This is a genomic window from Streptomyces sp. NPDC002309 (assembly GCF_053593375.1).
In genome coordinates this window covers 272,964-291,089 of the sequence record NZ_JBSFCI010000001.1, presented here as the reverse complement: position 1 = coordinate 291,089, position 18,126 = coordinate 272,964, and the positions used below count along the sequence as shown (strand labels likewise).

17 protein-coding genes and 1 pseudogene are annotated in these 18,126 nt (G+C 69.8%); 12 read left to right on the top strand and 6 right to left on the bottom strand.

Going from position 1 to position 18,126, the window contains the following annotated elements:
• Positions 1–210: 210 nt before the first annotated feature.
• From ACWCPM_RS01275 to ACWCPM_RS01265, 3 genes are all read left to right on the top strand, one after another.
• Positions 211–2,361, top strand: a complete 2,151-nt coding sequence (locus ACWCPM_RS01275; protein ID WP_450974037.1) for a GTPase — start codon at positions 211–213, stop codon at positions 2,359–2,361.
• 491 nt (positions 2,362–2,852) lie between these two features.
• Positions 2,853–3,350, top strand: a complete 498-nt coding sequence (locus ACWCPM_RS01270) for a single-stranded DNA-binding protein (RefSeq protein WP_450974036.1) — start codon at positions 2,853–2,855, stop codon at positions 3,348–3,350.
• Between the two features lie 254 nt (positions 3,351–3,604).
• Complete coding sequence (locus ACWCPM_RS01265) at positions 3,605–5,017, top strand: Cys-Gln thioester bond-forming surface protein (protein ID WP_450974035.1); 1,413 nt, start codon at positions 3,605–3,607, stop codon at positions 5,015–5,017.
• Positions 5,018–5,289: 272 nt separating this feature from the next.
• Here the strand turns inward: ACWCPM_RS01265 and ACWCPM_RS01260 are convergent, their stop codons facing one another.
• Positions 5,290–7,254, bottom strand: coding sequence for a SpoIIE family protein phosphatase (locus ACWCPM_RS01260; protein WP_450974034.1), 1,965 nt, complete (start codon positions 7,252–7,254; stop codon positions 5,290–5,292).
• Positions 7,255–7,747: 493 nt separating this feature from the next.
• Between ACWCPM_RS01260 and ACWCPM_RS01255 the strand changes: the two genes are divergently transcribed.
• The 4 genes from ACWCPM_RS01255 (at position 7,748) to ACWCPM_RS01240 (ending at position 11,174) form a co-directional block, all read left to right on the top strand.
• Positions 7,748–8,407 (top strand): SMI1/KNR4 family protein, encoded by a 660-nt coding sequence (locus ACWCPM_RS01255; RefSeq protein ID WP_450974033.1) that lies wholly within the window; start codon positions 7,748–7,750, stop codon positions 8,405–8,407.
• 145 nt (positions 8,408–8,552) lie between these two features.
• On the top strand, positions 8,553–9,512 hold the full coding sequence (locus tag ACWCPM_RS01250) for a glycosyltransferase family 2 protein (protein ID WP_450974032.1): 960 nt from the start codon (positions 8,553–8,555) through the stop codon (positions 9,510–9,512).
• Positions 9,499–9,921 carry a GtrA family protein gene (locus ACWCPM_RS01245; protein WP_450974031.1) on the top strand — a complete coding sequence of 141 codons (423 nt, stop codon included), beginning with the start codon at positions 9,499–9,501 and terminating at the stop codon, positions 9,919–9,921. Before ACWCPM_RS01250 ends, ACWCPM_RS01245 begins: the two co-directional genes overlap by 14 nt.
• A complete protein-coding gene (locus ACWCPM_RS01240; protein WP_450974030.1) occupies positions 9,918–11,174 on the top strand; it encodes an NAD(P)/FAD-dependent oxidoreductase in 1,257 nt (418 codons plus the stop codon). The genes ACWCPM_RS01245 and ACWCPM_RS01240 overlap by 4 nt, the downstream gene beginning before the upstream one ends.
• Positions 11,175–11,390: 216 nt before the next feature.
• Here the strand turns inward: ACWCPM_RS01240 and ACWCPM_RS01235 are convergent, their stop codons facing one another.
• Complete coding sequence (locus ACWCPM_RS01235; protein WP_450974029.1) at positions 11,391–13,088, bottom strand: hypothetical protein; 1,698 nt, start codon at positions 13,086–13,088, stop codon at positions 11,391–11,393.
• 79 nt (positions 13,089–13,167) lie between these two features.
• Between ACWCPM_RS01235 and ACWCPM_RS01230 the strand changes: the two genes are divergently transcribed.
• The gene (locus ACWCPM_RS01230) at positions 13,168–13,413 is read left to right on the top strand and encodes a hypothetical protein (RefSeq protein WP_450974028.1); all 246 of its coding nucleotides are present in this window, start codon (positions 13,168–13,170) and stop codon (positions 13,411–13,413) included.
• A 208-nt stretch (positions 13,414–13,621) separates the two neighbouring features.
• On the opposite strand, the gene ACWCPM_RS01225 is transcribed toward ACWCPM_RS01230, so the two are convergent.
• The gene (locus ACWCPM_RS01225; RefSeq protein WP_450974027.1) at positions 13,622–13,918 is read right to left on the bottom strand and encodes a hypothetical protein; all 297 of its coding nucleotides are present in this window, start codon (positions 13,916–13,918) and stop codon (positions 13,622–13,624) included.
• A 301-nt stretch (positions 13,919–14,219) separates the two neighbouring features.
• Between ACWCPM_RS01225 and ACWCPM_RS01220 the strand changes: the two genes are divergently transcribed.
• Positions 14,220–14,621 carry a hypothetical protein gene (locus tag ACWCPM_RS01220; protein WP_450974026.1) on the top strand — a complete coding sequence of 134 codons (402 nt, stop codon included), beginning with the start codon at positions 14,220–14,222 and terminating at the stop codon, positions 14,619–14,621.
• A 145-nt stretch (positions 14,622–14,766) separates the two neighbouring features.
• On the opposite strand, the gene ACWCPM_RS01215 is transcribed toward ACWCPM_RS01220, so the two are convergent.
• On the bottom strand, positions 14,767–15,177 hold the full coding sequence (locus tag ACWCPM_RS01215; protein WP_450974025.1) for a hypothetical protein: 411 nt from the start codon (positions 15,175–15,177) through the stop codon (positions 14,767–14,769).
• 313 nt (positions 15,178–15,490) lie between these two features.
• Between ACWCPM_RS01215 and ACWCPM_RS01210 the strand changes: the two are divergent.
• Together ACWCPM_RS01210 and ACWCPM_RS01205 are read left to right on the top strand one after the other, a co-directional pair.
• Positions 15,491–15,721: pseudogene (locus ACWCPM_RS01210) on the top strand (IS30 family transposase); the annotation flags it as partial.
• Positions 15,705–16,034 carry an integrase core domain-containing protein gene (locus tag ACWCPM_RS01205; protein WP_450974024.1) on the top strand — a complete coding sequence of 110 codons (330 nt, stop codon included), beginning with the start codon at positions 15,705–15,707 and terminating at the stop codon, positions 16,032–16,034. The pseudogene ACWCPM_RS01210 and the gene ACWCPM_RS01205, both read left to right, overlap by 17 nt.
• Before the next feature lie 40 nt (positions 16,035–16,074).
• On the opposite strand, the gene ACWCPM_RS01200 is transcribed toward ACWCPM_RS01205, so the two are convergent.
• Entirely contained in the window at positions 16,075–16,794 is a 720-nt protein-coding gene (locus tag ACWCPM_RS01200) for a hypothetical protein (protein ID WP_450974023.1), read from the bottom strand.
• Positions 16,795–17,046: 252 nt separating this feature from the next.
• Here ACWCPM_RS01200 and ACWCPM_RS01195 point away from each other — a divergent pair, with 252 nt between their 5' ends.
• Entirely contained in the window at positions 17,047–17,433 is a 387-nt protein-coding gene (locus ACWCPM_RS01195) for a hypothetical protein (protein WP_450974022.1), read from the top strand.
• Between the two features lie 183 nt (positions 17,434–17,616).
• Here the strand turns inward: ACWCPM_RS01195 and ACWCPM_RS01190 are convergent, their stop codons facing one another.
• A complete protein-coding gene (locus tag ACWCPM_RS01190; RefSeq protein WP_450974021.1) occupies positions 17,617–17,982 on the bottom strand; it encodes a hypothetical protein in 366 nt (121 codons plus the stop codon).
• Between the last annotated feature and the right edge of the window lie 144 nt (positions 17,983–18,126).

The following is an 18,126-nucleotide window of genomic DNA, read 5'->3' as shown; positions in this document are numbered from 1 at the left end:
AGCGTCGATTCCGGAAACGGTTCAAAGGGATCCTCGGAGGGCGGTGACTCGGGAAAGGACACCCCCGCCGCCAGAAAAGACTCGTCTTGGAGGACGGATTGGGCCAGCGGCGCCTTCAGGCGGCCCTGGAAGGTGCTGCGCAAGGCCGGGGACTCCGGGACGGGGGAGGAGAGGAATGCCGCGTCGGAGGCGAGCGAGGGGCACGCGCGCGTGAAGGACCGCTCCCCGCGCGAGGGCGACTCGCACCAGGAGGGCCGCGCGGGTCGCGAGGAGGGCGTTCGCCGTGACCGCGGCACGAAGGGACGCACGGACGCCTCCCGCCGTGACGACGGCACCAAGGGCCGCGGCGAGGCTTCCCGCCGTGACGACGGCACCAAGGGTCGCGGCGAGGCTTCGCGCCGTGACGACGGCACCAAGGGCCGTACCGGCACCCTCGGTCGAGGCGACACCAAGGGGCGTGGCGGCATTCTTCGGCGCGACGACACGAAGGGCCGTTCCGGCATGCTGCGTCGCGACGACACCGCCGGTCGGGCCGGCGCCCGCCGCGACAGCGCCACCGGCCGCTCCGACCCTCCCCTCCACGTCGGCATCCCCAGCCGCAGTGACACCCCCCGGCGCGAGGTCCCCTCCCGTCGCAAGGAGTCCGAAGGCGCCTGGGACGACGGACTGATCGCGCGACGGGTGACCGAGGGCTCCGGCGGCGAGCAGGCCGCCGTGGCGCAGACCCGCCCGAGCGGATCGCAGAGCGTCGCTCCTCTCGCGTACGACGGTCCGTTGCGGTCCCGGCTGGACGCGATGCGTGAACTGGTGGGGCTGTCGCGCACGCGGCTCGACAGCACGACGCTCGCCGAGGCGGGCCGGGTGCTGGACGAGGCGTCCGCGCGGCGCAAGCTCTCCGGGCAGCACACCGTCGTCGCCATCGCGGGCGCGAGCGGCAGCGGCAAGTCGCAGTTGTTCAACGCCCTCGCCGGGGTGACCATTTCGGAGACGGGCGTACGGCGGCCCACCACGGCGTCCCCCATCGCGTGCAGTTGGAGCGACGGCGCGGCCACGCTCATCGACCGGCTCGGCATCCCGGGGCGGCTGCGCCGGCGGCCCTTGCAGAGCCCGGAGGCGGAGGAACAGTTGCGCGGGCTGGTCCTGGTGGACCTGCCCGACCTCGACTCCGCGGCCGTACAGCACCGCGAACAGGCCGAGCGGCTGCTGGACCTTGTGGACGCGGTCATCTGGGTGGTGGATCCGGAGAAGTACGCCGACGCCGTTCTCCACGAGCGCTATCTGCGGCCCATGGCCGGGCACGCGGAGGTCATGTTCGTGGTCCTCAACCAGGTGGACCGGCTTCCCGGGGAGGCGGCCGACCAGGTGCTCGACGATCTGCGGCGGCTGCTGGACGAGGACGGGATCGCCCTGGGGGAGTTCGGCGAACCGGGCGCGGCCGTACTCGCCCTGTCGGCGCTGACGGGGGACGGCATCGGGGAACTCCGGGAGGTGCTCGGGCAGTTCGTGACGGAGAGGGGCGCCGCGGCACGGCGTATCTCCGCCGATCTCGACGCCGCCGCGGCGCGGCTCCGGCCCGTCTACGCGACCCGCCGGCGCACGGGGCTCAGTGAGCAGGCGCGCGACGAGTTCTCGGCGCGGCTGGCGGACGCCGTGGGCGCGACCGCCGCCGGTGAGGCGGCCGAGCGGGCCTGGCTGCGCAACGCCAACCGCGCGTGCGGGACGCCCTGGCTGAGGCTGTGGCGGTGGTTCCAGGACCGCGGTGAACTCCCGACAGGACGGCTGCCGCTGCGCTCGCAGGCCGAGGAGCAGGCCACCGCACGGCAACGGGTCGAGCACGCGGTGCGCACGGTGGCCGACCGGGCCTCGGCCGGGCTGCCAGCGCCGTGGGCGCAGGCCGTGCGGGAGGCCGCCGCGCGAGGGTCCCAGGGGCTGCCCGAGGCGCTGGACGACCTGGCGGCGCGGGCCGGGATGCCGCCGGGGCGGCCGCCCCGGCCGGGCTGGTGGCCGGCGGCCGTGCTGGTGCAGGCTGCCATGACGATCCTTCAGATCGTCGGCGGTCTGTGGCTGGTGGGCCAGATCGTCGGGGTCATGTCGCCGAATCTCGGCGTGCCGGTGCTGCTGATGCTGGCCGGGATCATCGGCGGCCCGCTGGTGGAGTGGAGCTGCAAACTGGCCGCGCGAGGCCCGGCCCGGCGGTACGGGCAGGAGGCGGAGCGGCGTCTGAGGGAGGCGGCCGCCGGCTGCGGACGGGCACGGGTGCTGGATCCGGTCGCGGCCGAGTTGCTGCGGTACCGGGAGGTGCGCGAGCAGTACGCCCGGGTGATGGGGACGGGTGCGGGGACGGGGGCGGCGGTGAGGTAGGCGCCGCGCCTCGCAGGTCGGTCGCCGCTTGGGGCCCCGTCCGCCAAGGAGTCCGTCGTGCTTCGATGGGCCCGCGTCGTTCCTCGGTGGGTCTGCCGTCTCTCGGCGGGCCCGCCGTGCCTTGTTCAGCCCACTGTCTCTCGATGGGCGCCCGCTGTCTCTCGACGGGCCGCCGTCTCTCCGTGGGCCCGTCGTCTCTCGATGGGCGCCCGCCGTATCTCGACGGGCCCACCGTCTCTCGAAGTGGTCGTTGTCCCTCGAAGGGGTTGCGGAGTTTTCCACAGGCTCAAGAGCTGTCCACAGCTCTCAGCGGGCTCGGCTCGACAGAGGCAGTCTGGCTTCGCGGCGGTCGTGACGGACGCGGTCGTCGCGATGGCGGCGGCGGTGCGCGGACGAGCGCAGCCGCGGCCGGCAGACGCAGCCGTACGGGACGGGCCCGTACGCGTGTCCGTCCGGAGCGAGCGGCCGGACGGGGGAGGGATACGACGAGGATGAACGAGACGATGGTGTGTGCGGTCGGGAATGTGGCGACGCAGCCGGTCTACCGGGAGTTGGCCGCGGGTCCGTCGGCACGGTTCCGGCTGGCCGTGACGGCCCGCTACTGGGACCGGGAGAAGAACACCTGGACGGACGGCCACACCAACTTCTTCACGGTGTGGGCCAACCGCCAGCTCGCCACCAACGCGGCGGCGTCGCTGGGCGTGGGCGATCCGGTCGTGGTGCAAGGCCGGTTGAAGGTGCGGACGGATGTGCGCGAGGGGCAGAGCTGGACGTCCGCCGACATCGACGCCGTGGCGATCGGTCACGATCTGGCGAGGGGGACATCGGCGTTCCGGAGGGGAAGCGTGGGCGTCAAGGGTGAGACGGTGGTGGCCGGTTCGCCGCAGCCGCCGGAGCCGGTGTGGGAGACGTCTCCTGGCGGGGAACCCGAGGACGGCACCGGGGATACGGAGTCCCCAAGGCAGCCGGAGGTCGCGGGGGTGACGTGACGGGCCCGGAGGGTGCCCGAACTACGGCTTATCGGTGAGTCCACGCGGGACGACCTCCGTGGATTTGTCGATAAGCCCTGTTCGCGAAGAGGCTGGGCGATAACGATTGCGATTCGGATCCTCGGTCCGACGCGATCGCCGGGAAGCCTGGTGTGCCCGCATCCCTAGGATGCCGGACATAGCTCTTGTGGCTTGAGATTCTGCTGGTGGGACCTACCCCCCATGTCAACGGGTCCTGCTCGAAGGGGAATTCAGTGCTTTCTTCGTTCTCCGCACTCTCCGTGTGCGGGCGAGGCGCGGTCCGCCTCGCCGCTGTGACGCTGGCGTCCGCACTCGCCGTCGGCGGTGCCCTGATGACGGCCGCCCCCGCCGCCGCCGACACCGCGCCCGCCCAGCCGCAGGGTGGCGCGACGGCGACCATCGGCGGCCTGAAGACCTACGGCGCGGCGAGAGTCCACTCCGACGAGGGCGAACTGGAGATCTCGGCGGGCCTGTTCGAGATGTCCGTCGAGGGCGGGGGCATGCTGCAGACGTACTGCGTGGACATCCACAACCCCACGCAGAAGGACGCCGAGTACCACGAGACGCCCTGGAGCGGCACCTCCCTGGGCGGCAACGACGACGCCGGCCGCATCCGCTGGATCCTGCAGAACTCCTACCCGCAGGTGAACGACCTCGCCTCGCTGGCACAGAAGGCGGGCGTACGGGGCGCTCTCAGCGAGCAGGACGCGGCGGCCGGCACGCAGGTGGCCATTTGGCGGTACTCGGACGGGGTGGACGTCGAGGCCCTGGACCCGGAGGCCGAGCAGCTCGCGGACTTCCTGGAGAAGAGAGCCCGTGACGTGGTGGAACCGCCGGCGTCGCTGACACTCGACCCGCCCGCCCTCTCCGGCCATCCCGGTGGACTGCTCGGCCCGGTGACCGTGCACACCAACGCGGAGAGCGTGACGGTGACCCCGCCGGCCGACGCCGCGGAGCGGGGCGTGCGGATCGTCGGCAAGGACGGCAAGGACGCCACGACCGCGAAGGACGGCAGCGAGCTGTTCTTCCTGGTGCCGGAGGACGCCGCGGACGGCTCGGCCGAGCTCACCGTGCAGGCGTCGACCACCGTGCCGGTCGGCCGGGCCTTCGCCTCCGAGACCAGGAGTCAGACCCAGATCCTGGCCGGTTCCAGCGAGTCGACGGTCACGGCGACGGCGGGTGCGAACTGGGCGGAGCAGGGGGCGGTACCGGCGTTGTCCGCGGCGGAGAACTGCGCCAAGAGCGGCGTGGACATCACCGCGATCAACGAGGGGGACGAGGCGTTCACCTTCGAGCTGTTGGGCGCCGAGTACGCCATCGCGGCCGGTGAGACCCGTACGGTGACGGTCCCCCTCCAGGAGGACCAGGCGTACGACTTCACGATCAGCGGGCCCGGCGGCTATGAGAAGCGCTTCACCGGAGTCCTCGACTGCCGCACGCAGGCCGATGAGGTCTCCGACGCGGGCGAGTCGACCCAGATCCTCACCCAGCCGAGCCCGGCGACGATCGGCAGCACCTCCGCCGATGTCAACCTCGCCGCCACCGGCAGCACCGACGCGACACCGGTGATCGCGGGCGTGGCCATCGGCCTCGTGGTGATCGGAGGGGCGGCACTGGTCCTGGTCCGGAAGAAGAGGCAGCCCTGACCCGAGGGGCCGGGTCCACTCCTGTCCTGCCGCCGGGCATCCAGCAGCACGGCGACACGGCGGTCCGACAAGGCGATCCGATACGGGCTAGAGGGCCAGGCGGGCCAGGCGGGCCAGGGTGCCAGGCGGGCCACGGGCCCGGTACCGCTGCTCACCGGGACGGCTGCTCAGTCGGATCGCCGGTCGGCGCGGTTCCCGGCGGCCGTGCCTGCCCCTCCAGGTCCGCGGAAGCGGCCACTTGCCGGGGGTGAGGCGAGCCCCGTCGTCCGTCGTCATGAGCGTCGGATGACCAGCACGGCCACGTCGTCGAGGTGATCGACGGCGATCGCGGCGTCGAGGATGCGGTCGGCGGTCTGCTCGGCGTTCAGTCCGTCGTGGACGGCTCGGGCCGCCACGGTTCCGGCTCGTTCCAGTCCGGCGTCCAGCGTCAGACCGGGTGCTTCGACCACGCCGTCGGTCACCATGACCAGCACGCTGTCCTCGTCCAGGACGAAGGGCTCCTCGGAGTAGGTGATGCCGGGCACGACGCCCAGGACCGGCCCGCCCGGCAGCTCACAGACCTCATGGCTGCCGTCCCCGTGTGCGCACAGCAGCGGCACATGGCCGGCGCTGGTACCGATGACCTGTCCGTCACGCGCGTCGAGGCGCAACATGGTGCAGCTGGCGAATCGTGCGGGGGCCATGCTGGTCAGCAGCTCGTTGGTGCGGGTCAGCACCGTTCCGGGGTCCCGTTCCTGGGCGGCGATCGCGCGCATGGACAGGCGGACCTGTCCCATGAAGACGGCGGCGTCCACGTCGTGACCCTGTACGTCGCCGATCTCCAGCGCGATCGTTCCGTCGGACATCAGGAAGGCGTCGTACCAGTCGCCACCGACGTCCAGCCCGTCCTGGCTGGGCAGGTAGCGGGCGGCGATGTCCAGACCCGGGAGGTGCCGCGGCAGTGTGGGGAGCATGGTCTGCTGCAGCGCCGTGGCCAGCTCGACCCGCGCCTGCTGCAGTGTGATGCGCCGCAGCGCCTGGCCGGCGAGGTCGGCCAGCGTCCCCATGAGGGTCCGCTCGTCCAGGGACGGCTGATATCCGCGCTCGTAGGTCATCACCCACGCCCCGAGAGGCTGGTCGCCGCACTCGCTGAGGGGGGTGATCGAGTAGGCGTAGTCGGAGCCGAGCCGGTCGAGCTGCGGGAACGGGCCGTGCGGCCAGCGCCTGATGTGGTGCTCGCGGTCGGGGATGAACTGCGGCGAGCCGGTGCGGATCGCCTCGGGCAGAGGACTCGGGTCGCCCAGCCGCAGGCTGTGCAGCGCCTCGACCTCGTGCATGGCTATGCCGGTATCGGTGGCACAGCGCAGCCGGCTGCCGTCGACGAGCGCGAGCATGGCGCCGCTGGCACCGAAGGTCGCGGCGAGCCGGGTCAGGACGACCTGCTGCAACTCCTGCTCCGAGGCCGCGGTGATCAAGGCCGCGGAGAAATCGGCGATGTCCCTGGCGCGCTGCCGCTCGGCGGCCAGCGCGGCCCGCGCCTTCCGCTCGCGCTTCTCCTGCTTGGTGTCGTCGCGGACGACCCCGAAGATACGTTCGGGCCCGTCGAACCCCAGTTGGAGCCGACGCGTCTGTACGGCCAGTCGGTGCCAGCCGTGGTGCCGGGTGCGGTACCGCAAGGTCACCCAGGGGGACTGCTGGGCGGAGGACGTCGACAGGAGCAGCAGGAAGGCACCCTGGTCGTCCGGGTGCACTGCCGCGATCACCCGGGAGAGCGGCGCGATGGAATCCCCGAAGAGTGCCGACACGGCGGGTGCGCCACCGAGCCACTCCACCTGGTCCTCTTGGGGTGCGTACATCCACAGGCCGAGGTCGGCGGCCTCGGTGGCCACGCGGAGCGGGATCAGCAGGCTGGGGAGGTCGTTTCGCGCGTCCAGCGCGTGCACCCAGACCAGCTCCCCGCCGTCGACGGGGTCCTTCACCTGCCGAGCCTCGATCAAGCAGGAGACGGGTACCCCGTTGCGCCCGGGGAGCTCCATGACCCGCATCGCGGCCGTGTTCGCCCTGGCGGCGTGGATCAGACCGTCGGCGCACAGCTTTCGGTTCATCGGCCACAGCTCACAGAAGCCTCGGCCCAGGCACTGCTCCGCCGGCCTGCCGAGGGCCGTGGCCATCGCGGCGTTGAGGCCGCGCACGGCGCCGTCCGGCGTCAGGAGGGCTGACGGGTCGGCCCTTTGCAGAAGTTCGTCCAAGGCGTCCATCTGTGGCTCCCTGGCAAATACCAAAACAGCCTTTCCAGTCATCATCGCGCATTCCGCCCCGATGTTTCCGTGGGGGAACGGCGAGGGGCGGAGCACGGGCGGCACGGAGGCAGATTCACGGCCGGAACTGGGCCGCGGGGGCTTCGGTCCAGGCGCGAGACGGCCACCGTCGCAGACAGCCAGCGGCTGCTCGTTCGCAGGTCGGCGTGTTCAGATCGCCGCGGTACCGAGTCGATCCGGACACGCTGATCGTCAGACCCTGATCAGTTCTGGACCACCGGTGCGTGCCCGGCGACGGTGGGTGGGGGCGACGACTCCTGGTCACACCCCCCGCACCGTACGTGTTCCTCTCGGGGCGGTTCCCGAGGCATGGCGCGGAATCGGGTCCCGTCATGCGCTCGTCCTCGTAGCCCCGGGGCGGCGGTCCGGGCTTTGTCGCGGCCCTACGGAAAATCGCGTGCCGGCGCGGTGCGTGGGTCACTAGCGTGGGCCCGTGAGTGAGGACACCTGGGCGGGAGTGCGGGAGCGGGTGCTTCGGCTTGCCGAACGCCCCGGGGCGGACGCGATTTTCGGGGCACGGGGGCATGGCTTTCGCCTCGGCCCGGTCATGAGCGAAGAGCAGGTCCGAGCGCTGGAAGCGGACCTGGGCGCCGGTCTGCCGGCGCAGTATCGGAGTTTCCTGCTCCGCGTCGGAGGAGGGGGCGCGGGCCCCGACTACGGCCTGATGACACCGACTGTCGGCAACGGCAGGTGGCAGTGGCTCGGCATCGGGCTCGCCTCCCCCGCACAGCCGACCACCGCCGAGTTCGCAGGACGCCCCTTCGTGGCCGAGGCGTTGCGAAGCGAGCTCACCGCGCTCGAGGCGCAGGTGCCCACGCCGGATGCCTTCGCGACCGACGAGGAGTTCGATCGCGCGTACGATGCCTGGAGCGCCCGCTGCGAGGAGCTGTACGACGCGCAGGAGGCGGGGGCGGTGTTCCTCAGCGAGCAGGGATGCGGCTACGCGTCGCTCTTGGTGATGACGGGCCCGCAGCGAGGTGCCATCTGGTGGGATCTGAGGCCGATGGACCGAGGAATCGAGCCGACCGGGCACGACTTCGGGCACTGGTACCGGAGTTGGCTCGAGCGCACCGAGCAACGGCTCGAGACCTGACACTCGCGGCGAGGTGTCACACCGCGCCTACGCGTCGGGCGGTGTCGGCGGTCGCACGCGAGTTGTAGCACTCCGCCAACTGTTCGAATTCTGGATGCCGCCAGGTGTTCGCCTCCTGTTCAGCGAATGTCCCTAGCGTCGCCGCATGTCAGACATATCCGAGCCGGCGGCGCTCATCAGTTACGTGCTGCCGGTGTTCAACGAGCAGGACGGGATACGGCGGTTCCACGAGGAGTTGGTGGCCGCGGTCCAAACCCGTCCCGAACTGTCGTTCGAGTTCGTGTACGTCAACGACGGTTCTTCCGATGCCTCGTTGGAGATTCTGCGGGACCTGGCCAAGAACGACCGGCGTGTGCGTGTGGTCGACTTCGCGCGGAACTTCGGGCACCAGATAGCCATCACCGCCGGTCTCGACGAGGCGGGCGGTGACGCGGTGATCGTGATGGACACCGACCTGCAGGACCCGCCGCGGGTGAGCCTCGAACTCATCGACGCCTGGCGGGACGGGGCCGAGATCGTGCACGCCCGGCGACGGTCCCGGCAGGACACGCTGTTCAAGCGGGTGACCGCCGCCGCCTACTACCGGGTGCTGCGGGCCTGCACGGAGGTGGACATCCCGCTGGACACGGGAGACTTCCGCCTGCTGGACCGGCGTGCCGCCGACGAGCTGCGGCGCTTCAGGGAGCGCAGCCGGTTCGTGCGGGGCATCGTGGCCTCGATGGGGTTCGTGCAGACCGTCGTGGAGTTCGACCGCGACGAGCGGTTCGCCGGCGAGACGAAGTACCCGCTGCGGAAGATGGCGCGGCTCGCCATCGACGGGGTCACCGGCTTCTCCACCGTGCCACTGAAGCTGATCACCCGGCTGGGCTTCGTGGTGCTGACGATGTCCCTCGTGGGCATCGTGTACGCGCTGGCGATGAAGGTCTTCCGTCCGGACATCACGGTCTCCGGCTGGACCATGCTGATGGTCGTCGTCCTGTTCATGGGCGGCGTGCAGATGCTGTCCCTGGGCGTGCTCGGCTCCTACATCGGGCGCACCTACAACGAGGCGCAGGGGCGGCCGCTGTACATCGTCCGGCAAGTGGTCGGCCGTGACGGCGACTGAGGCCCCGGCTCGCGGCGATCAGGGCGAGCGGCGCTCGCGGGACCTGCGGCAGCTGGTCACGTACACGCTTGTCGGCGGCAGCGGCGTCCTGCTGGACCTGGCCGTCTTCGCGGTGCTCTACAACGTGCTGGGCTGGCACGAGCAGTTCGCCAACGGCCTCAGCACCACCTTGGCCATCACCAACAACTTCGTCCTCAACGCGGTGTTCACCTTCGGTAAACGCGACCGGCTGCTGCTGCGCTTCGTGCGCTTCTACGCCGTCGGTCTGGTCGGCATCGCGCTCACCATGGGGCTGCTGTGGCTGTTCGCCGGCCGGCTCGGGGCCGACCCGAACCTGGTCAAGGCCGCCTCGCTGCCGCTGGTCCTGGCGGTGCAATTCGTGCTCAACCGGAAGTGGAGTTTCGCGTGAACCTGGGGATCATCGGTGCCGGAGCCACCGGGCTGACCGCCGCCTACGACGCGGTGAAGGCCGGGCACGCGGTCACGGTGCTGGAGGCGGCCGACGAACTGGGCGGTCTGGCCGCGTCGCTGACCGTGCAGGGCACACCGCTGGAGCGCTACTACCACCACATCTTCCGCTCCGACCGCGCCATGATCGAGCTGATCGAGGAGCTGGGCCTCGGAGGTTCGCTGCGTTTCCACAAGCCCACCACCGGCATCTTCCGCGGCGGGCGGCTGCGCCCGTTCAGCACCCCGCTGGAGATGCTGCGCTTCCTGCCCCCGCTGCCCGCGCTGCGCTTCGCGGTCTCCTCCGCCGCGCTGAAGGCCGTCCGCGACGGTGAACGCTTCAACGACCGTACCGCCCTTCAGTGGCTGCGCCGCTGGGCCGGGCGCCGGGCCACCGAGGAGATATGGGAGCCGCTGCTGCGCGGCAAGTTCGGGGAGCGCGCCGAGGAGGTGTCCATGGCCTGGCTGTGGGCCCGGGTGCACTGCCGGACCTTCGAACTGGGCTATGTGCACGGCGGGTTCGAGATGGTGTACGCGGCGCTGGCGGACGCCGTCGCGGACCGCGGCGGGAAGATCGAGTTCGGCAAGCGGCTGACGGGCATCCGGCAGGGGGGCGACACGGTCACGGTCGACACCGAGGACGGGTCCTCGTACGACTTCGACCATCTGGTCGTCACCACGCCGCAGCCCGTCTTCGCCAGGGCCGCCGGGTTGCCCGCCGACGACATGGTATGGCGCAACCAGTACCTCGGCGCCACCTGCTTCGTGCTGGAGCTGGACCGCAGCCTCATCCCGTACTACTGGCTCAACGTCAACGACACCGACTTCCCGTTCCTCGCCGTCGTCGAGCACACGCGGATGGTCGACCGGGCCGAGTACGGCGGCAAGCACATCGTGTACGTCGGCAACTACGTACGCCGCGACGACCGGCGCTTCACCTCCGACCCGGAGGACCTGCTGGAGTCCTACGTGCCGTGGCTCCAGCGGCTGAACCCCGACTTCGACCGCTCCTGGGTCACCGGTACGCACTTCTCCCGCGCGCCCTTCGCGCAGCCCGTCGTCACCCCGGAGTATCGGGCCCTGATCCCGCCGCACGAGACGGCGATGAGCCGGGTCACGCTGGCCACGATGGCGCAGGTCTACCCGCACGACCGGGGCCAGAACTACGCGGTGGAGATGGCGCACCGGGTGACGGAGGTGATCGGGGCCCGGTAGTCCCGGCGCGGCGGGTCGGCCGGCGCTGCGGGGTCTGTCCCGGGGGTCTGGTGTGCCGGCCCGCGCTGTGGGGTCTTCCGGGGTCTGGTGTATCGGCCCGCGCTGTGGGGTCGTGTCCGGGGCGTCGGAGGGTCGGCCCGCGCCACGAGGGCCTGGTGAGCCGGCGCGGGCCCGGGTGCACGTCCACGGGCGCCGACTGCGCCCCGCCGCCCCGGCTCACCGCAACCGGCACACCACCGTCCGCTTCACGGGTGCCGGCGGGCAGTCGTAGCGTGCCTCGATCCGCCGGACCAGCTCCTGGTCGATCCTCGCCGGCCGGAACCAGCCGCGGTTCAGCACCGCGTACCGCGGCGGGTCCTCGTCCAGGCAGCGGGCGTTCTCCCGGTACGAGTCGAGGCCGGCCACGTCGGGCAGATAGCGGGTGCGCTGGAGGAACGTCGGGATGGGGTAGCGGCAGGGCGAGGCGTGCCCGATGAAGTACGCCTCGTCGCCGAAAGCCAGGTACTGCACGAGAGCCCCGTCCGGCAGCTGCCGCCGTACCTCCGCCGCCGTGTCCGCCGTCGCACGTGACTCCCGCAGGTACGCCGCGTTGGTGTCGCGCACCTTGCCGTGGTTCATGAGGTGCGGGGAGGCCGGCCAGAGCGTCACTGCGGCGAGGGCGATGCCGGCCAGCCCCGCCGCGGCGGGCGGCAGCCGGAAACCTGAGTCGGCGCCACGGGCCGCGCGCAGGTCGGCCAGCGCGGCGCCCAGCGCGACGAGCCCCGCCGACCACACGACCGCCGGGCGCTGCAGGGCACCGGGCGCGGTCGAGTACAGCGGCGTGAGGACGGCGGCGGTAGCGCCGGCCGTCAGGAACCACACCGGCACCCGCCCCCGCACGCCGTACCACCGGGCCACCGCCAGTCCCCAGACCGCGGCGGCGCCCGCGGGCAGCGCGGCGGCGTGGTAGGCGAACCAGTTGCCCTGTACCACGACAGCGCTCAAGCCGACGGCGGCCGTCGCCGCGACGACCAGCGCCCACCGGGTGCGCAGGCGCCGGTCGTCCTGGCAGGCCAGCAGCAGGAGCAGCGCGGCGGGCAGCAGGAGCAGCACGGGGCTCAGCACGGCCCGGTCGGCGATGAAGTCGACGGATTTCGTGAAGAGTTCGCCCGGCCGCAGGCCCTGGCGGGACAGCGAGCCCTGGTTGATCTGCGGCATGTCCCTGAACCACTGCCACTCGCGCGAGCCCGACCAGAGGCTGAAGCCGAACAGCGCCAGGCCCGAGCCGGCCGTGGTGGCGGCCAGGAGCAGCGCGCGCGTCCGGTCGACGGCGAGGACGACCAGCAGGGCGATGAGCGCGGTGGCGGCGGTGGAGTACTTCATCATCACCGTGAGCCCGAGCGGGACGGCCGCGAACACGGCGGCGGGCAGAGGCCGTTCGACGGCGAGTACGGCGGCCACCGCGAGCACGGACAGCAGCGCGGCCGTCCACTCGGGCTGGAGGAAGTCCGCGCGCGGCGCCAGCGCGAGGACCAAGGCGACCGCGGCGGCGGTCAGGTCGGCTTCCCGGCGCGCCAGCCGTCGGCGCAGCGCCGCGCGCAGGGCGAGCCCGACGGCGAGACACAGCAGAACGCCGAGGGCGCGCATGACCGCCTCACGGACGGCTGTCGGGCCGAAGGTCAGCTGATCGAGGCCGTAGATGAACCACCGGTAGAAATAGGGCCGGTGGGTGAACGTCTCCGACGGTGAGATGCCGACCGCGTCGCTGCTCCGCAGGCAGGCCAGCACGTAGCGGATGTCCCCGTGCAGGCGTGCGGTCACCACGGAGTGCACCAGCATTGCCCCGGCGGCGAGTCCGGCGGCCGCACGCGCGAGGCGCGCACGTCGCCCGGCCTGCGGATGCCTTCGGGGCTGCGGTATCAGCAAGTCGTTCACGAGGCCGGACATTAACAGCATTTCCGAAAACGCTTGCGAGCGAAGATGAAGCAGCCGGGCGTTCACTTTCAAGACGCCTTTGGTTCGAAGCGAGGCACGAAGCTTCGGTTGGTCCTTCGAGACGGACGACGGTCCGGGCGAGGCATACCTGCACGAGGACGGCACCTGCCTGTACCTGGACCTCCGGTACGAGGATGCTGCGTGGCTGGCGGTCGTGTTCCGCAGACTCGCTCCGGCACACCTTGACGTGGTCTTCTGCGACGAGGGCTACACCTTCGACCTTCGCCTGCTGACGGAGGCCACCGACGCCGAGCTGACTCCCTGATGACGCAGACTGATCAAGCGGCGGAGTCCACGCGCACCACAAGCGCACCAGACCGATCGAGGGCCAGCGAGGGAACACGGTGAAAGACGACCACCAGGCGCACGGGCCCGCTGCCCCTGACGAGCTAAAACCCAGCCCACCAAGATTCCCGACAAGACCCAGGGCAAGAAGAAGCAGTGCACCGAGTGGCGAGAGCCTGTCGTTTGGATCAGGTCGTGGGACGGCGGCGCGCGCGGAGCCAGTGGACACCCTGCACGGCGTAGATGGCGGTCATGAGCGCGAAGCCGGCGAAGGCGAGCCAGAACCAGGATTCCGCCACTGTGAGACTCAGCAGCACGCCGCCGAAGAGCAGCAGGGAGGCGACGATGTCCAGCAGGTCAAGGCGCGCCTTGAAACGCACCGATGAGTCGGAACCTCGCAGGCGGCGAATGACAGGAACGAGGCCGAGGGCCTGCAAGCCGGCCAGCCCGATAGCGATCCAGAGGAACCAGCCGGGTATGTCCACGCCGCGCACTGTATCGCGCCCCGAGACCCACCCCCGAGTGTCCACTGCAACTGCGTGACAACGCAGACGAACAACGGCGGGCAAGCGCGGACGTCTGCGGACCATCAGAGCAGGTAGGAACCACTACGGCCCAAGGCTGCGGGCCCATCCGAGTTGCTTCGGGAAGAAGGGGGCGCGAGCCATAGCCGTGTCGTCGGGGCGGTCAACCGCGGTTCGCCGAAGTGGAGATGCGCCGGTGACCTGCGCACCATGGCCACCCCACACTGCCGGGCGTCCCGGCCTGCCCCCTAGACTCCCTGCCGTGGCATATGAGCTGAACTTCCTACTTGGCCGCCTCGTCGGCTTCCGCCTGTACTCGGTGCAATTCGTTTTGGACTATGTACAACTGCGGTTCGACGGCCCGACCGACGACATGCCCGTGCTCTCATGCGACGTACTCCCCACCGTCAAACTGTCCGGACAACGGTTCTCACCGACGGAGACCGGCTGGACCGACGCGCTACGAGGGCTCATCTCTCAGAGCGTGACCGCCACCCACGAGGAGACCGGCACCGGGGTCAAGGTCGACTTCGTGACCGGCTCCATTGAGCTGCACCCCGCCGAGAGCGAACTTATCGGTCCAGAGATCGCGACGCTCAGCGGTTTCGTTGATCACTCCTGGATGACCTGGCGACCCGGCGAAGACGCCTTCGAAGATCTGTAGCCGCACGCCCCGCAGCCACAGTGTCGAATGCGTGTCGAAGTCGGCAGGCGAGGTACGGCCAGGCCGCAACGTAGGCCCAGGCCAGCGGCAGCCATGCGAGTCACTGGCAGCGCGCCTTCCAAACGCCCGGCCTCGCTGCAACACGTCAGGCAGGAATCCAGTCAGGCCACCATGGTGGGATGTTGCTTGCGGGGCAGAGGCCGGAATCGCCGGGATAGCCGTCCAGCGTCCCCTTGGTCGCGAAGAACCACCACGCCCACAACACCGGCGTGACGAGCACCAGCAGAGTCGGCACACCGATGCGCACAGCCACCGGAGCACGCAGGGTCAGAAGCCGACCGACGGCGTAGGCGGCGAGACCGATAAGGGCACCGCCCACCATGGTCACAGGGAGCAAAAAGTTGAGTTCGAGGCGCCCGCCGGCCTCGTACCCTGCATCGCAGTACGCACGCGCCTCCGCTGTCAGGGTCCATGTGGTGGCCCCTAGCGTGGCGCTGAAGAACGATGAACTCACCCAGGGGATCCAGGAGTAGCGTCCTGGCGTGCCAGTGTTCATGACAGGACATGACACCTGGGGCACCCGGAGCGGTTCCAGCACCACCGTGTGAAGGTGGGACTGCGCCATCTTGCCGCGACACCAACTGATGGCAGCAGTACAGCAACCACAGCAACCGTTCCAGCACGACAGAGGTCGCCATGGGCTCCACTGCGGCCGGTATGACTGTGATCGATCGTTCTCTCCAGAGCTACGGACCAGAAGGCGCCCATGCCCCGTCCGTGCCCGATCGGGCGGGGAACCACAGGGAATCCCGGTTCCGAGCGGGCACCTCGCAGCACGACGGCCCCTGACCATTACGCCTGGTCAGGGCGATCCGCACAGTCCGTGGCAGCGAGGCACGAACGAGAACACCAATGGACTCCTGCGCCAGTACTTCCCGAAGGGCACCGACCTCTCGCGCTGGTCCGCCGAAGAGATCGAAGCCGTCGCTCACACACTCAACACCAGGCCCCGCAAGACACTCGGTTGGAGAACCCCGGCCGAGGCATTCAACGAGCAGCAACTCTTGCTCCAACAAACCGGTGTTGCAACGACCGGTTGAATCCGAGCAATACACGTCGTTCGCCCTCGCCGAGCACCTCGACCAGGCAGGAATCGCCGCGTCCATCGGATCGGTCGGCGACGCATACGACAATGCCCTGATGGAGTCCACGATCGGCCTGTTCAAGACCGAGCTGATCAAACCCCGCAGGCCCTGGAAGACACTCTCCGACGTCGAGCTGGCCACCGCCGAGTGGATCGACTGGTACTGCCACCGACGACTCCACGGCGAGATCGGGCACATCCCACCCGCCGAATACGAGACCAACTACTACCGCGAAACCGTAAAACCCAAGCTCACAGCCACAACATAGAGTCTCGACCAAACCCGGGGCGGTTCAAAAGCTCAGAGCTTCAGTGAGATACATGGTGCGATTGTCGCTCTTCGCAATTCAAAGCGTTGCTGATCTCCCGCAGGCGCCCCTCCGGCAGAGCGAAGGCGTTCCAGGGGTTTCGATAGGAGTGGCCGCCGTCGTTGATCCAGACGGCGTTCGCCAGCCTCCAGTGGGCAGGCTCCCACTGGCCCTGGTTTTCCAGCAGCATCTCCGCGACTTCGGCGGGCTCTTCGATCAAGGTGAGAGCGGCAAGCGCGGCGGTGAGGGGAACAGCCGCGTCGTCGGGGAGTTGCGCGTCACCGAGGGTCGGGAAGAGCAGCAAGAGTCGAGCGTCGGTATCGCCAACCCCTCTTTGCGCCGGCTGTCGAGCAGCGGACAGCAGTTCCAGCCAGGCTGTTCCGGGCCCCATGAAGTGGCCGTCGTCCACTGCGAGGGTTTCCACCGCGGGCCAAGCCGGGTGATGTATCAGGTAGTCCACCCCTCGATCTCCGTCGAGGTTGCGGTAGACGACGTAGATGGTGTGTCCCGAACGCAGGGGCACTATGAACACCGGCCACTCGTGGTCGGCGGACAGTGCACGGTACAGCTCCATGGCCGCGTCCCAGTCCGCACCGAACGCGGCCCGTTGTGCGTCCTCGTCACGCAAGCAGGTACCGAGGTGCACCGGCCAGAACAAGGGGTTGTCCAGGTAGGCGCTCCCCTCGGTCAAAGGGCCTTCGTATCCCGGGATCTGCAGCACCCGAGGATCATGACAGGAGGCACGGACACTCCCGCCCCCGCGCTTTCGAGAGTGCGCACCACAAGCGCGCCAGAGCGAGCGGGAACAGCGGGGAAGCACGGTGAAAGCCAGCGGACGCGGAGAGGGCTCAGGTCTCCCATCAACGCAGCTCAGCGCCCTATTCGCCCGCTGCTTTCCAAGCTGAGGTCCCAGCAGGGAATCGAAGTTGACCGTCCCACGGAGAGGCCAACCGCCGCCATGGACTATGACCACGTGCACTACTTCAACAGGACAGGTTGGCTCGCCATCTTCAGTGGCACGGAGACTTTGATCGGTCGGACCGTGGACGTCGACGCCTGGGACGAGGCAACGGGCGTGGCCCTCGTGGTCGATCCCAAACGCGGCACCCGCCTTCCGGTAGCGGACTACCCGGACTTCTCCCACTTGGAGCGAGCCGATCAGGTGGTAGCCGCCGTCCCCGGCGGTGGCTGGCGCGCCTTCTGGGCGGACGAGGGCCCCGACAACGGGCCGTTGACCGAGCAGGTTCTTGCCTGGCTGATTACCTCCAAGGGACGAGCCACCCCGATCACAGTCGACGCCCACGGTGACGTGGACGACGCCGAGGGTGCCGATCGCCTCATCCCACCTGGGGAGGACTGAAGCAACGTCCCCCTGCCTCACCGTCTCAGTTTCCGTCTCATCAGCTCCGGTCACAGCCGTTAGACGAGGCCAAGCACCCGGCCCGCATTACGGGCCGACCGCCCATGAACGCAGGTGAAGGCCCCCGCACACGATCCATCGCCCCACCGACACAGTTGGCACGCGTGTCGGCGATGCAGGGCTTCAGTCGGTGTCTGGTCGTCGTAGGTCTGATCGGGTCCGCCGAACGCCCGTGCACGCCACCAGCGTGCTGCCGTCCTCGTCGAGAAACAGCATGAAGATCCACGATCCGTCGGCACTCCTGATCTGGCCCAGTCGAATCGGTCGGGCGTAGAGGTCGAGGCGTTGCACGGCCCGTACCAGGCCGGACGTCTCGATGCCCCTTCGAAGGGTGTGACGGAGTCGGCGCCCGTAGATCATCGCGAGTGACTCGGCTGACGTCGTTCCGTCCCAGACGACGTGAGATGCGCCGGCGCGGAGAGCGGACAGGGCGGCTGACGACGTGTCGTCGCCACCGCTCAGCAACCGTTCAAGCTGTTCCCGCTCCATGGCCTCACCCCCGGTCGGGATCCTGCTGTACCACAACGAAGTACAGCAACCGCCAGCATCCATCACCGGCCCTCAAAGCCCTCCCTGCAGCCTGTATGACCTCGAATGACCGATCTCTACAGAGCTAGCCCCTAGGGTGCGGCG

What these genes read in the sequence shown, in the direction of transcription:
- ACWCPM_RS01270 (WP_450974036.1), top strand. Translation starts at nt 2,853, where the DNA reads ATGAACGAGACGATGGTGTGTGCGGTCGGGAATGTGGCGACGCAGCCG.
- ACWCPM_RS01260 (WP_450974034.1), bottom strand. Translation starts at nt 7,254, where the DNA reads ATGGACGCCTTGGACGAACTTCTGCAAAGGGCCGACCCGTCAGCCCTC.
- ACWCPM_RS01250 (WP_450974032.1), top strand. Translation starts at nt 8,553, where the DNA reads ATGTCAGACATATCCGAGCCGGCGGCGCTCATCAGTTACGTGCTGCCG.
- ACWCPM_RS01215 (WP_450974025.1), bottom strand. Translation starts at nt 15,177, where the DNA reads ATGAACACTGGCACGCCAGGACGCTACTCCTGGATCCCCTGGGTGAGT.
- ACWCPM_RS01190 (WP_450974021.1), bottom strand. Translation starts at nt 17,982, where the DNA reads ATGGAGCGGGAACAGCTTGAACGGTTGCTGAGCGGTGGCGACGACACG.